This is a genomic window from Pseudomonas migulae (assembly GCF_024169315.1).
In the GTDB taxonomy this organism is placed as follows: domain Bacteria; phylum Pseudomonadota; class Gammaproteobacteria; order Pseudomonadales; family Pseudomonadaceae; genus Aquipseudomonas; species Aquipseudomonas migulae_B.
Genome location: NZ_JALJWR010000001.1, coordinates 72,954 through 86,133, shown reverse-complemented (window position 1 = coordinate 86,133; position 13,180 = coordinate 72,954). Strand labels below are relative to the sequence as shown.

Annotated in this window: 16 protein-coding genes; 3 read left to right on the top strand and 13 right to left on the bottom strand. The window is 59.9% G+C overall.

What is annotated here, in order from left to right:
* Positions 1-13 precede the first annotated feature (13 nt).
* Together J2Y86_RS00435 and J2Y86_RS00430 are read right to left on the bottom strand one after the other, a co-directional pair.
* Complete coding sequence (locus tag J2Y86_RS00435) at positions 14-1,303, bottom strand: NAD(P)/FAD-dependent oxidoreductase (protein ID WP_253427256.1); 1,290 nt, start codon at positions 1,301-1,303, stop codon at positions 14-16.
* 149 nt (positions 1,304-1,452) lie between these two features.
* On the bottom strand, positions 1,453-2,655 hold the full coding sequence (locus tag J2Y86_RS00430) for an NAD(P)/FAD-dependent oxidoreductase (protein WP_253427253.1): 1,203 nt from the start codon (positions 2,653-2,655) through the stop codon (positions 1,453-1,455).
* 239 nt (positions 2,656-2,894) lie between these two features.
* On the opposite strand from J2Y86_RS00430, the gene J2Y86_RS00425 reads away from it, so the two are divergent.
* Positions 2,895-3,458, top strand: a complete 564-nt coding sequence (locus tag J2Y86_RS00425) for an RrF2 family transcriptional regulator (protein WP_253427251.1) — start codon at positions 2,895-2,897, stop codon at positions 3,456-3,458.
* A gap of 3 nt (positions 3,459-3,461) precedes the next feature.
* Here the strand turns inward: J2Y86_RS00425 and J2Y86_RS00420 are convergent, their stop codons facing one another.
* Positions 3,462-3,797 carry a hypothetical protein gene (locus J2Y86_RS00420; RefSeq protein ID WP_253427249.1) on the bottom strand — a complete coding sequence of 112 codons (336 nt, stop codon included), beginning with the start codon at positions 3,795-3,797 and terminating at the stop codon, positions 3,462-3,464.
* Positions 3,798-3,865: 68 nt separating this feature from the next.
* Complete coding sequence (locus J2Y86_RS00415) at positions 3,866-4,075, bottom strand: hypothetical protein (RefSeq protein WP_214384326.1); 210 nt, start codon at positions 4,073-4,075, stop codon at positions 3,866-3,868.
* 170 nt (positions 4,076-4,245) lie between these two features.
* Here J2Y86_RS00415 and J2Y86_RS00410 point away from each other — a divergent pair, with 170 nt between their 5' ends.
* Positions 4,246-4,530 (top strand): hypothetical protein, encoded by a 285-nt coding sequence (locus J2Y86_RS00410; RefSeq protein WP_253427247.1) that lies wholly within the window; start codon positions 4,246-4,248, stop codon positions 4,528-4,530.
* Positions 4,531-4,564: 34 nt separating this feature from the next.
* Here J2Y86_RS00410 and J2Y86_RS00405 read toward each other — a convergent pair whose 3' ends face one another.
* Positions 4,565-4,768 (bottom strand): DUF2188 domain-containing protein, encoded by a 204-nt coding sequence (locus tag J2Y86_RS00405; protein ID WP_253427245.1) that lies wholly within the window; start codon positions 4,766-4,768, stop codon positions 4,565-4,567.
* A 221-nt stretch (positions 4,769-4,989) separates the two neighbouring features.
* On the opposite strand from J2Y86_RS00405, the gene J2Y86_RS00400 reads away from it, so the two are divergent.
* Positions 4,990-5,352, top strand: coding sequence for an NUDIX hydrolase (locus J2Y86_RS00400; protein WP_253427243.1), 363 nt, complete (start codon positions 4,990-4,992; stop codon positions 5,350-5,352).
* Between the two features lie 12 nt (positions 5,353-5,364).
* On the opposite strand, the gene J2Y86_RS00395 is transcribed toward J2Y86_RS00400, so the two are convergent.
* The 8 genes from J2Y86_RS00395 to J2Y86_RS00360 all read right to left on the bottom strand — a co-directional run bounded on the left by J2Y86_RS00395 (position 5,365) and on the right by J2Y86_RS00360 (position 13,120).
* The gene (locus J2Y86_RS00395) at positions 5,365-6,138 is read right to left on the bottom strand and encodes a 1,6-dihydroxycyclohexa-2,4-diene-1-carboxylate dehydrogenase (RefSeq protein ID WP_253427241.1); all 774 of its coding nucleotides are present in this window, start codon (positions 6,136-6,138) and stop codon (positions 5,365-5,367) included.
* A 175-nt stretch (positions 6,139-6,313) separates the two neighbouring features.
* Positions 6,314-7,327: a benzoate 1,2-dioxygenase electron transfer component BenC gene (benC, locus tag J2Y86_RS00390; protein ID WP_253427239.1), complete on the bottom strand. Its 1,014-nt coding sequence runs from the start codon at positions 7,325-7,327 to the stop codon at positions 6,314-6,316.
* A 10-nt stretch (positions 7,328-7,337) separates the two neighbouring features.
* Positions 7,338-7,826: a benzoate 1,2-dioxygenase small subunit gene (gene benB, locus J2Y86_RS00385; RefSeq protein ID WP_253427236.1), complete on the bottom strand. Its 489-nt coding sequence runs from the start codon at positions 7,824-7,826 to the stop codon at positions 7,338-7,340.
* On the bottom strand, positions 7,823-9,187 hold the full coding sequence (benA, locus tag J2Y86_RS00380) for a benzoate 1,2-dioxygenase large subunit (RefSeq protein ID WP_253427234.1): 1,365 nt from the start codon (positions 9,185-9,187) through the stop codon (positions 7,823-7,825). The genes benB and benA overlap by 4 nt, the downstream gene beginning before the upstream one ends.
* 320 nt (positions 9,188-9,507) lie before the next feature.
* Positions 9,508-10,467, bottom strand: a complete 960-nt coding sequence (locus tag J2Y86_RS00375; protein ID WP_301308627.1) for an AraC family transcriptional regulator — start codon at positions 10,465-10,467, stop codon at positions 9,508-9,510.
* Positions 10,468-10,689: 222 nt separating this feature from the next.
* A complete protein-coding gene (catA, locus tag J2Y86_RS00370) occupies positions 10,690-11,619 on the bottom strand; it encodes a catechol 1,2-dioxygenase (protein WP_253427232.1) in 930 nt (309 codons plus the stop codon).
* Positions 11,620-11,670: 51 nt separating this feature from the next.
* Positions 11,671-11,961, bottom strand: a complete 291-nt coding sequence (gene catC, locus J2Y86_RS00365; protein ID WP_017339354.1) for a muconolactone Delta-isomerase — start codon at positions 11,959-11,961, stop codon at positions 11,671-11,673.
* A 10-nt stretch (positions 11,962-11,971) separates the two neighbouring features.
* Positions 11,972-13,120: a muconate cycloisomerase family protein gene (locus J2Y86_RS00360; protein ID WP_253427230.1), complete on the bottom strand. Its 1,149-nt coding sequence runs from the start codon at positions 13,118-13,120 to the stop codon at positions 11,972-11,974.
* Positions 13,121-13,180 lie beyond the last annotated feature (60 nt).

The following is a 13,180-nucleotide window of genomic DNA, read 5'->3' as shown; positions in this document are numbered from 1 at the left end:
GAAAATGTGCGAATCAAAGGCTGTCGCGCAAGCGATACCAGGCCTTGCCAATAGCTTCCAGCGGGGCGGCCATGTACTTGCCGCCAGGGAACGTCCCGTTGACCAGACCCTGATACAAGGCCAGTTCATCCGGCTGACCCAATATTGCGTCGGATACGGCACGGGCCCCGGCCAGGGTCGGTAGCACGCCGTGGCCTGAGTAACCCTGAAGCCAGTAGAGATCGCCGCGGCGACCGATATCAGGCGTGCGCTTGAGGGTGAGATCGATATGCCCGCCCCAGGCGAATTCCAGTTCTACCCCCTTGAGCTGCGGAAACACCCGTTGCAGAAAGGGTCGGGTCGCCGCGGCGATGTCCTTGGGCATGCCCCCCAGATAGGTGCAACCACCGCCAAACAGCAACCGGTTGTCCGGCGTACGACGGAAATAATCGAGCACGAATTGATTGTCGGTGACACAGACATTGCTCGGCAGCAGCGCAGTCGCCTGCGCTTCCGTGAGTGGCGCGGTGGCCACCTGATAAGTGCCGACCGGCAACACACAACCCGACAGTTTCGGATCAAGCCGATCTAGGTAAGCGTTGCACGCCAGCACCAGCACATCGGCACGAATACGTCCGCGCTCAGTGGTGACCACGTAGCGGCCACCCTCTTCGCGATAGTTCAGCGCCTTGCTTTGCTCATGAATGTTCCCGCCGGCGCGCTCGATGGCAGCGGCCAGGCCGAGCGCCAGTTTCAGCGGATTCAGGTGCGCACCTTCCGGGTCAAACAGCCCGGCCTGATAGCGCTCACTGGCGACCCATTGCGGTAACTGTTCACGCGGGATGAATTGCAAACCGTCGTGGCCCCACTTGTGGCTGGCCTCGTGTTGCCACTCGGTCAGCAGACTGACCCGACGCGCCAGCACTGACGTCCAGAGGTGACCGGCCCGGTAGTCGCAATCGAAATCATGGCGTTCGGGCAATGCCCGCAGTTCCTGTGCCGCCCAGCGCATGCCGTCCCACAACCGCCGCGCGCGTTCATAACCCAGCGCAGCCTCCAGCGGCGGCATGTCGCACGACCAACCGAGAATCGCCTGACCGCCATTGCGCCCCGACGCCGCCCACGCCACCCGACTGGCTTCCAGCAGAGTCACACGCTTACCGGCCAGGGCCAGTCGCAACGCGGTGTGCAAGCCGCTGAAACCGGCGCCGATGATCAATACTTCGGTGTCCTGCTCCCCCTCCAAAGCCGCGCGATCCAGCAGACGATCGGCGCAAGTGTGGGCGTAGTAACTGGCGACGTGCCGGGTGGATTGCTGGAACATGCAGGCCTCGTGAAATTTTCTATTTATAATTTCATGAAAAACTACACGTTAAATTTCACCATCGCAACGTTCCGGTCGCAAAAAAAATCCCGCCCAAGAACACTTGGGCGGGATTTTTTCAATCAGGCAGGGTTATCGAACAGCAGGTCTCAAGCGACCGGAATCATCGGGTCAGCCGCAGCCAACGCAGCGGCGCGGTCGGCGGCCGGTGGGTAGATCCACACCGTGTTGATCTGCGTCTTCAGGTTCTTGCCTTCCTGTTTGACCAGTTTGACCTGGCGGTCCCAACCCTCGGTGTACACCGCGCCCCAGCTGCCCAGATCCAGGCAGGTCACGTATTTAGGCTGGCTGTACGGCGTCGGATCAACGCCGAGGATGTGCGCTGCAACGTTGTTGCCGGCGTGACGCCCCAGGGAAATGGCGTGCTGGCAGGTCATCAACGCGTAGTTGCCGATGTCGTCGGAAGCGGCGTAGGCCACGTCGCCGGTGGCGTAGATGTCCTCCTGACCGATGACTTTCAGGTGGCTGTCCACGTGCAAGCGGCCCAGGTGATCGCGTTCCGCCGGGATCTGTTCGGTCAGCGAGCTGGCGCGCACGCCGGTGGTCCAGACCACGGTTTTCGCATCGATACGCTGGCCGTCGCTCAAGTTGACACCGTTGGCATCGACGGCAAGCACCGACGCCTTCAAGTGCCATGTCACACCGGTTTCAACGCTGGCCTCTACGATCGACTTGGCGATCTCGGCGCCCATCGACCCGCCAATCTTCTCGCCGCGATCGACGATGATCACTTCGACATCCGCCTGATCACCCAGGATGGCATGCAGACGTGCGGTCATCTCGGTCGCCGTTTCAATCCCGGTGAAGCCACCGCCTGCCACGACCACGGTGTTGCGGGCTTTACTTTCCGGCAGGCTGGCCAGGGATTTCAGGTGGTTTTCCAGGCGCTCGGCCTCTTCAATCTGGTCAACGTCGAACGCGTGTTCAGCCACGCCTGCGGTCGCCGGGATGGCGAGGCGGCTGCCGGTGGCCAGAACGAGTTTGTCGTAGCTGCACGTTTGTTTGGCACCCGACACATCGATGTAGCCAACACGTTTTTGCACGACGTCGATGGTTTCCGCAGCGCCCTTGATGAACTTCACGCCGACTGCGTCGAACAACTCGCCAATCGGGGCAGCCAGCTGGTGCGCATTCGGTTCATAGAAGCGCGGACGCACGCGCAGCTCGGCCTGCGGGGCCAGAACAGTCACTTCTACGTCGTCGTGACCATGAATGTCGAACAGACGCGTCGCACTCAAAGCTGTCCACATGCCACCGAAACCTGCGCCGATTACCAGGATGTGCTGTTTCATTTTTAACTCCGAGAGAAGGCCGATCAATGAATTCGCAAGAGGTCATGCGCTTGGAGCGCCGACCAGACAACGGCGACTATATTGATCCTAGTTATACCTTGCAATGGGTTTTTGCTGATAGCTGCTATCGAAAACTTCGATCCATCTTTCCGGCCCCGCCCTACCAATACGGGGCGGAGCTCGTTGTTTACCTATCGATCAGCTGGTAATATTTACGACAACATTAGTCGGAGATTCAGATGTCTCTTTATAGCGCGGGCGTTGAGTACGGCATTCACTGCCTGCTTTTTCTGGTAGGCAATTGCGGCGACACCCGTGAGGCGAGCGTGCGCGAACTGGCGGAGCTGCAAGGCGTGCCGCAGGACTATCTGGCGAAAATTTTCACCAAACTGGCCAAGGCAAAACTGGTGGTAGCCACTGAGGGCGTGCGCGGCGGCTTCAAGCTGGCCCGGCCCTCCGACGAAATCAGCGTGCTCGATATCGTCAATGCCATCGACGGCCAGAAGCTGATTTTTGATTGTCGCGAGATTCGCGGTCGTTGCGCCGTGTTCGAGGGTGAAACACCTGCTTGGGCACTGGCAGGCCCGTGTTCAGTGCATGCTGTCATGATGACTGCGCAAAAACGCATGGAGGACGCCCTTGCCCAGCAGACCCTTCTCGATCTGGCCAGGCGAGTAGGACGAAAGGCCCCGGCTGAGTTCGGTGCGAAGGTGGAAGACTGGATCAACGATCGCCGGGAAAAGAAAAGCAGTGCTCAGGCATCTGACGACCAGACGATCCCGGTCACCGAGATTTCCGGCTAAGCCTCACAGACAGTCGCGAACGGCCTGGCGCAGCGCGCCGGACTTGGCCCAGGGCGGCCCCTGGTAAAGCGATACCCGGCTGCCATCCCTGGATTTCACGATGTCGAGTATCTCGTCAGCCGTGATGATGCTGGGGGCCGTGATCCGGTAGCCATTGGAAATTCCCGTTTGAGCCGACGCGGGAATTTCCTTCTGCCACGCCGGCAGCACGCAGGCGGCATACTCCTTTGGTGGCTTTTCGCTGTATTTGCTGACATTCGGCTCACCCGGCACCACCGAAGCGGGCAATGAACACCCCGCCAGTAACGCCCCCACGACTCCCGCCATCAACGTCCGCATGACGCTTCCTTCTTCAAAAAAAGGAACTGTAGCCCGTCGTTCAGCAGACAGCCATTGATTGAACGCACTCACTGTGGGGCGTTTTCATCTTTGGGGGACCTGGCGTTCAAATAGGTCATCCACCGTTCATACGCCTCGTGCTGCCACTGGTTCACCCGCTCCCATTCCGGACCACTCAGTTGATGCGCCGAGATCAGCTTCATCATTTCCGTGGTCGCCGCGTCCAGATCGACGATCAGCTCATGCGCGTGAAATCTAAAATCATCTGTCGCCGTCATTTGAAGTTGCCTCGCCCTAGCAAAAGTTGACCACTTGAGTACGACACCAGATCTGTCCGTTCCCGTTCAACTTCCCGACCAAAGGCGGTACCGACTGTTCAGACGAACAAAACGCCCCGATCCACGAATCAGGACTAAAATTTTGTAGCAGAGATGTTCAGGAGGTTGTCATGTGGCTTAACGAATCTGAAAATGAACTTCGTCGCGACTTGCAAAGCGTTGCGTCGGATTTGAGGTGGTCGGCGGTAGACCTTCTACGACTGGAAGATCAATTTCGTCAGGCCGGCAACGAAGTGGATGCACAAGCGGTGCGCAGACTGCACGACCTGTTTCAGGGCGACGAACAGCGATTGGCGGGTTATGCCGAAGAAGTGAAGGCCAAGGTGATTACTCGAAACAAGCCTGGCACAAGCAGCAGTGGAGGGATGAGCGGAGGTGGCGGTTCTCCCAAATAATGAAAGCCCCGGAAAAACCGGGGCTTGCAGCTGACTATTTGTCGACCTTCCGGCTATCGGCCGGTCTTTTCGCCCGCGCCTTGTAACCGGGAAGAGACGCCGCAAAAGCCAGTGCCTCTTCCCTGCTGGCAAAGGCTGCCAACCGGTCGCCTTGGGTGCATACCCGCCAGGGGCCGTTGTTTACGCTGAGTACGTCATAACCGTTCATGTGCATCTTATTCAGCATCGGAACGCTCATAAGCTACCTCCATTTTCGGTACTGATTTCAGAACTAACCTGCCTACCTTACACCCACCCTTCGAACTGATGCCGACCAGACGTCGCGACAGGATTCCGGCATCCGGTTGCACTTTCGGCCCCTGAGACACCTCCAACCAGCCAGAGGCCCGGTTAAACCGGTGCCGGCCTGAATATTGCATTTTTATTACCGAATTATGACAACAGGCAATCAGGTAACACATGAAAGTGCGCGCAACCGTCATTTGTGAGCAGGACCGGTACATTCTCCTGGTGCGCAAGCCAAAGAGTCGCTGGACGCTGCCCGGCGGAAAGGTCGAGGCCGGCGAAACCGTCGCGGCTGCGGCCATGCGCGAACTGTGGGAAGAGACCGGACTGGGGGTCGACGACTTGCTCTACCTGATGGAACTGGATTCGGGCGGCACCCGGCACCATGTCTACGAGGCATCGGTGCTGAACTCGAATGAGGCGCGCCCGCAAAATGAAATCTTCGATTGCATGTGGTTTCCGCTGGACGCGGTGCACAATCTGAACACAAGCGACGCCACGCTGAGAATCGTCAGAGCGTTTCAGCGTCGCCTGTAGTTCTCGGTTTTTTCAGCCCTGGTCACCGCCACCCACCGGCATGATCATGCCGGTGATGTAGGACGCTTCGTCGCTGGCCAGAAACAGAATTGCGCCGGCCTGTTCATCCAGCGTGCCGTAGCGTTTCATCAGACTGCTGTCGAGCGTCTGGTCCACGATCTGCTGATACCACACCTTTTCCTCAGCACTTTGTTCAGCGCTGTTGCGCGGAATCAGCCGTGGCGGCGCTTCGGTTCCACCGGGCGCCGTCGCATTGACGCGAACGCCCCGGCCTGCGGTTTCGAACGCCAGGCAAGTGGTCAGCGCATTCACCCCGCCCTTCGCCGCGCCGTACGGCACGCGGTTGATGCTGCGGGTGGCGATGGACGACACGTTGACGATGGCGCCACTGCCCTGCTCCAGCATGAACGGCAACGCGGCATGGCAGCACCACAGCGTAGGGAACAGCGAGCGACGAACTTCGGCCTCTATCTGCTGCGCTTCGTAGTGTTCGAACGGCTTGGCCCAGATCGTCCCGCCGACATTGTTGATGAGGATGTCGAGACGCCCGAAACGCTCGATGGCGGTTTGCATCACCCGGCTGCATTCGGCGTACTGTTCAAGATCGGCGGTTAGCGCCAACACCTGGCTGTGCTGGGCCAACTGCTGTTGCACCTCGAATACCAGCTTGGAGCGATCGACCAGAATCAACCGTGCCCCTTCCGCTGCCATGCGCTCGGCGACGCGCCGGCCGATGCCTTGCGCAGCGCCAGTGATCAGCGCGATTTTTTCGTGAAATCTGTTCATGTGTACCTCGTGACGACGGAAGCCGGTCAACTGTGGGAGCGGGCTTGCTCGCGAAGGCGTCGTGTCAGGCGACAAGGATGCTGACTGACACGACGTCTTCGCGAGCAAGCCCGCTCCCACACTGGATCTGTGTCGAGGGCGGGTTTTGTGTACATCCCCGCTCCCGGTGCGCGACTCATGCAGCGCTGGCGGCAAATTTTTCGTAGTAGAAATTCACCGGCGCGATGCCTTGTTCGCGAATGTATTGGCTGACTGCCTCGACCATCGGCGGCGGGCCGCACAGGTAGACATCGACGTCGCCATCGTTCAAATGCTTCGGCTCGATGTGCTGGGTCACGTAGCCCTTGAGCGGGTGCTGACTGTCGGGGCTGGCCACGCAGGCGCTGAAGCTGAAATTCGGGATGCGCGCGGCGAAGGCTTCGAGTCGATCCATTTCCACCAGATCGAAATCGTTGGTCACGCCGTAGATCAGGTGCAGCGGATGCTCACTGCCCTGCTCGGCGATTTTTTCCAGCATCGCGGTGAACGGCGCCAGGCCAGTACCACCGGCCAGCAGCAACAGTGGTCGACGAATGTCACGCAGATAAAAACTGCCCAACGGCCCGGCCAGGCTCATGCTGTCGCCGGCCTTGGCCATGCCGGTCAGAAAGCTGCTCATCAAGCCGCCGGGGACGTTGCGGATGAGGAAACTGACTTCGCCGTCACGCTGCAACGAACTGAAGGAATAAGCGCGAGTCTGCTCGCTGCCGGGAATCCCGAGGTTCACGTACTGCCCCGGCAGGAACGCCAGTTTGCTCAGCGCCTCACCCTTGATCGACAACGCGATGGTGCTGTCGGACAACTGGCGCACGGCGCTGATGGTCGCTTCAAAACTGGCCTGTTGCGTGCGGCAGACCTCCGAGGAGGCTGGCACCCGCACCACGCAATCGCTCTGGGCGCGCATCTGGCAGGTCAGGACAAAACCCTGCTCGGCTTCGTCCGCCGTGAGGGCGTCTTCGATGTATTCCTCGCCCAGGTCGTAGCGGCCGGCCTCGGCAAAACACTTGCAAGTACCGCAGGCGCCGTCTCGGCAATCCAGCGGAATGTTGATGCCCTGGCGATACGCGGCATCGGCCACGGTTTCGCCCACATTGGCGTCGATGAACCGGGTGACGCCGTCTTCGAAATTGAATGCGATGGTATGAGTCATGACGGCCGCCTCACAGGTGGTAAACATCGATGACCTGGCGAACGTAGTCGTTCTTCAGGATCACTTTCTTGGCCTTGATCAGCGGGTTCTCGCCGCGCACATCAAGGGTGTAGAAACTGCTGCCGAAATAGCTGTCGACGGTCTTGTAGCGAAAGCTCAGGGTGTGCCAGTTGAAGCGCACCTTGCAGAGGCCATCGACCTGTTCCAGCAGCTCGATGTTGCTGATGTTGTGAGAGGTACGGGTGTCCGGCACCGTAGCGCTGGAACGCTCGGTCTTGATGCGGAAGACGCGGTCTTCCAGACCGGTGCGGTTGCCGTACCAGATCAGCGAGATTTCCCGCTGCGGGTCTTCGGTCAGCTCGTCGTTGTCGTCCCAGGACGGCATCCAGAACGTCGCGTCCGGGGCGTACAACTCCAGCCATTCGTCCCACTGCCGGTCATCGAGGTAACGGGCTTCGCGGTAGAGGAAGTCGCGAACGCTGTCGTAGGTAATCGTCATTGCACGGCCTCCACTGCAATCAACCGGGATTCTTCGGCAGCCAGCGCCTTGAGCATCGTTTGCTGCCAGTATTTGTGTTGCAGCACGAACAGGCCTTCGTCTTCGGTGCGCACACCGCTGAGCAGTGGATGCAGGTCGATTTCCTTCGCCGCATCGTCAGCGCCTTCGATCCAGTGCTCGGCACCACGGGACATATCGTTCCACGCGGTCACGCTGCCCTGATAGCTGGTCTGGCACGAGCGGAACTCCTCCAGATCGTCCGGCGTGGCCATGCCGCTGACGTTGAAAAAGTCTTCGTACTGGCGAATGCGGCTGGAACGGGCGTGGTCGCTTTCGCCTTTCGGGGCGATGCAGTAAATGGTGATTTCCGTGCGATTGACCGAGATCGGCCGGGCGATGCGAATCTGCGAGCTGAACTGGTCCATCAGGTACACGTTCGGGTACAGGCACAGGTTGCGCGAGTTCTCGATCATCCAGTCGGCGCGAGCCTTGCCGAAATCCTCGGCCAGTTCGTCGCGGCGTTCGTACAGTGGACGGTCTTCCGGGTTGGCCCAACGGGTCCAGAGCAGCATGTGGCCCTTGTCGAAGGAGTAGAAACCACCGCCCTGCTTGGCCCAGCTGCCGGCGCTCATGGTCGGATTGCTGTCGCCGGCCTCGCGCTGCTTGCGCTGGTTCTGGGTGGCGGCGTAGTTCCAGTGCACCGAGCTCACGTGATAGCCGTCAGCACCGTTTTCGGCGGTGAGTTTCCAGTTGCCTTCGTAGATATAGCTGGAGGAACCGCGCAGCACTTCCAGGCCATCGGCGGACTGGTCGACGATCATGTCGATGATCTTCGCCGACTCGCCCAGGTGCTCGACCAGCGGCAGGACATCCGCCTTCAGGCTGCCGAACAGGAAGCCGCGATAGGATTCGAACCGCGCGACTTTGGTCAGGTCGTGGGACCCTTCGCAGTTGAAGCTCGCCGGATAGCCGGCCGCGGCCGGGTCTTTGACCTTCAGCAGCTTGCCGGAGTTGTTGAACGTCCAGCCATGGAACGGGCAGGTGTACGAGCTCTTGTTGCCGGACTTGTGCCGGCAGAGCGTCGCGCCACGGTGACTGCAGGCGTTGAGGAAAGCGTTGAGTTCACCGTCCTTGTTGCGCGCGATGAAGATCGACTGGCGCCCCATGGTGGTGGTGTAGAAGTCGTTTTTGTTGGGGATCTGGCTTTCGTGCGCCAGGTACAGCCAGTTGCCTTCGAAGATGTGTTCCATCTCGAGATCGAACAGCCGTGGGTCGGTGAACATCTCGCGCTTGCAGCGATAGATTCCTTGTTCTGGATCGTCCTCAAGCAGGGAGTGAAGATATTCGGGTCGCAGGGTCATGGCCGCCGCCTCCATTGTTATTGTTCAGGCAAGGCTCATGCTAGGACGGGGCAATGGGGTGGACTATCCGCTGGGTGCAGACCTTTATCCGTTTAGTGCAGCAGGTGATGCGCACGTACACGTAGCAGCTGTCGAACTTGCGAGACTGTGGCTAGGGAATTTAGCGAAACGTCGCACCGCCCCGCTCGGCGGCGAAGCCGTCGTAATCCATTAGACGCGGTGTGGCTGGAAAAACAGGGGCCGCTTCACAGCCCAACGGGGCGGTGCGACGTGTCGCCAAATCCCCTCGCCACAGGTGATGCGTCGCTCTCTGGTATCAGTCAGAGGCGGCGCTTGAGGGTGTCGGAGGGCAATTCGCCGAACTGTTTGCGGTAATTGTCGGAGAACCGCCCCAAATGCAGAAACCCATAATCCATCGCCACCTCAGTGACGTTCCGCACATTGCAGGTCGGGTCGATCAGGCACGCATTGATGCGCTCCAGGCGTTTCTGCCGGATGTAGTTTTTCGGCGTGGTGCCGGCATTGCGTTCGAACAAGCCGTACAGCGAACGCAGGCTCATCCGTGCCTGGCGCGCCAGTTCTTCGCTGTCGATGTCCTGCTTGAGGTTGCGCGCAATGTAGTCGGCGATCACCTCGAACGTTGCCGTCTGTGAGCCAAGGCTGATGCGGCTGACGTTGGTCTGCATCAGGCTGAGCATCTTGCTGACGATGATCTGTGCGTAGTGTTCCTGCACTTTGGGAATCTGCTCGGTGGCTTCGGCTTCCTGGCAAATCATCGCCAGCAGGCCGACAAACCCTTCCAGCTCATTGAGCTGGTAACGGTTCTCCAGGAATCGCACGCCCTGCGTCGGATACCGCCAACGTTGCTCATCGCAGACCGATTCCAGCAATGACGTCGGGACTTTGAGGATGAATTTTTCGCAATCGTCGGAGTACGTCAGGTCCACCGGATCGTCGGGGTTGATCAGCAGCAACTCGCCGGGGGCGAAGTAATGTTCCTGACCGTGACCGCGCCACAGGCAATTGCCGCGCAGCAGCACTTGCAGGTGATAGATGGTTTCCAGCGCGCCGGAGGTGACGCGAACGCTGCCGCCGTAGCTGATGCGGCACAGGTCGAGACTGGCAAATTTGCAGTGATTTAGACTGGCCAGCGGTCGCCCGGCCCGGGGCATGAGGATGCAATGATTACCGACATGCTGATTGACGTAACCCGACACCGCGTATGGGTCGGCATGGTCGAATACGGAGCTGCGCTGACTCAACAGTTGCGCTTGCATCATCGGGTCACTCACGTTGTTGTTATAGGGTGCGTCGGGGCATTCTAAGGCAGTGTCTGCAGCAGTGTGTCAGTGGACCGACATGTGGAATGTTCCGGCCCCTTTCGCGGGCAAGCCCGCTCCCACATTCGACCGTGTTTCTCCAGAGCGAACGCGGTTAATTGTGGGAGCGGGCTTGCTCGCGAGAGCGGTATGTCAGTCAACGTTGATATTGAAGCTGATACATCAGTCCTCGAGTGCGCGAACCCGCTCGTGACGCTGCTGCTCTTCAGGCTGGGCGGACGATTGCAGGGTGAAATCGAATTCGATCTCGGCAAAGCGCCCGCTCACACCATAGGCCGCCGCACGCGCCTGATCATCGCTGAAGGTGATTTTCGCGATCAGTTCGTCACGGGTGGCATAGGCAAAATCGTCGTGCAGGTATTGATCGCCGTCGAGGTTGATCTGGGTGGTCAGGTGACGATGATCCGGCGCCGAGATGAAGAAGTGCACGTGCGCCGGGCGCTGGCCGTGACGGCCCAGTTGATCGAGCAGTTGCTGGGTCGGACCGTCCGGTGGGCAACCGTAGCCCGACGGCACGATGCTGCGGAAACGGTAACGGCCCTCGGCATCGGTGACGATACGGCGACGCAGGTTGAACTCCGATTGCGTGGTGTCGAAGTACGAATAAGTGCCGCCAGTATTGGCGTGCCAGACATCCACCACGGCGCCGGCCAACGGTTCGCCGGCGGTATTGAACACCCGGCCCTGCATGAACAGCGTGACACCCGGATCGACGCCATCATCCAGACGCGCTTCGCCCTGGGACAACGGTGCACCGGCCACGTACAGCGGCCCTTCGATGGTCCGCGGCGTGCCGCCGGCCTTGCCGGCCTGCTCGTCTTCGGCGTCCATCAGCAGGTCCAGGTAATGTTCCAGGCCAATCCCGGCCACCAACAAACCGGCTTCCTGGCGCGCACCCAGCACGTTGAGGTAGTTGACGGCTTTCCAGAATTCTTCCGGGGTCACGGCGAGGTCTTCGATGATGTTCACCGAGTCGCGCAGGATGCGGTAGATCAGTGCCTTGACCCGTGGGTTGCCGCCGTCATTGAGCAGGCCGCTGGCCTCTTCGAGAAATTTCTGGGCGCTGGCAGTGTGGGAAATCTTGACGTTCATGGTGGTTCCTCATCTTGTAATTATTAGCGTGGCGAACTGAACAGGCTGGGTTCAGCGGTCATCCTCGCGGATGGAAGAAGGATGCCGGCACATCGCGGTGACTTCGATCGCCATGTACGGGTACAGCGGCAATTGCATCAGCAGGTCGTGCAGCTCCTGGACGCTGTCGACATCGAACACGCTGTAATTGGCATAGAGCCCGGCGATGCGCCACAGGTGACGCCACTTGCCCTGCTCTTGCAGGCGCTGGGCCAGGGCTTTTTCGTCAGCCTTCAATCGGGCGGCGGCTTCAGGATTCATGTCGACCGGCAGGTTCACGGTCATTTTTACGTGGAACAGCATAAGGCTCTCCTCAGGCTAGATGAATGGCAGTAGAGGTTTTATCGCGGCGGAAGAACGCCAGGCGTTCTTCATCGATGCTCAGGCCCAGGCCCGGGGTTTTCGGCACGTGCAGTTCGAAATCGCGATAGACCAGCGGCTCGCTGAGGATGTCTTCGGTCAGCAGCAGCGGGCCGAACAGCTCGGTGTCCCACGCCAGTTTGTTCAGCGTGACAAACGCATGGGCCGACGCCAGGGTGCCGATACCGCCTTCAAGCATGGTGCCGCCATACAGGCCAATGCCGGCCGCTTCGGCAATCGCTGCGGTGCGCAACACGGCACGCGGGCCGCCGTTCTTGGCGATCTTCAGGGCGAACACCGAAGCGGCACCTTCACGGGCCAGGTTGAACGCGTCTTCCACGCACTCGATGGATTCGTCGGCCATGATCGGCGCCGGACTCATGGCGTTCAAGCGCGCCATGCCGGCGCGGTTGTTGCGCGAAATAGGCTGTTCGATCAGGTCGATGCCGTTGGTGCCGAGGATCCGGCAGGCACGCAGCGCGACCGCTTCGTCCCAGGCCTGATTGACATCGACCCGCACGCTGGCGCGATCGCCCAAGGCTTTCTTGATCGCGATGACGTGGGCCAGGTCGCGGTTGACTTCGCCGGCACCGATTTTCAGTTTGAAGATGCGATGGCGACGCAGGTCGAGCATTTTTTCCGCTTCGGCGATGTCCTTGTCGGTGTCGCCACTGGCCAGGGTCCACGCCACCGGCAGTGCATCGCGAACCCGTCCGCCCAACAGTTCGCTGACCGGCAGGCCGAGGCGTTTGCCCTGGGCGTCGAGCAACGCGGTTTCGATACCTGACTTGGCGAACGTGTTGCCTCGGATGCTGCGTTCCAGGCGCAACATCGCGGCGTTCACGTTGGCGCTGTCCTGGCCCAGCAACAGCGGCGCGAAATGCCGGTCGATGTTGGTCTTGATGCTGTCCGGGCTTTCATTGCCGTAAGCCAGGCCACCGATAGTGGTGGATTCGCCAATGCCTTCAATGCCATCGGCGCACCGCACGCGAATGATCACCAGGGTCTGGTTCTGCATGGTGTGCATCGCCAGCTTGTGCGGGCGGATGGTCGGCAGATCGACGATGATCGTCTCGATCGATTCAATGGCAGTGTCAAGCATGGCGATACCCGTCAGGTTCTTAAAGTTCTGCAACCGATTCTGGTACGGCTTTTTTCGGGA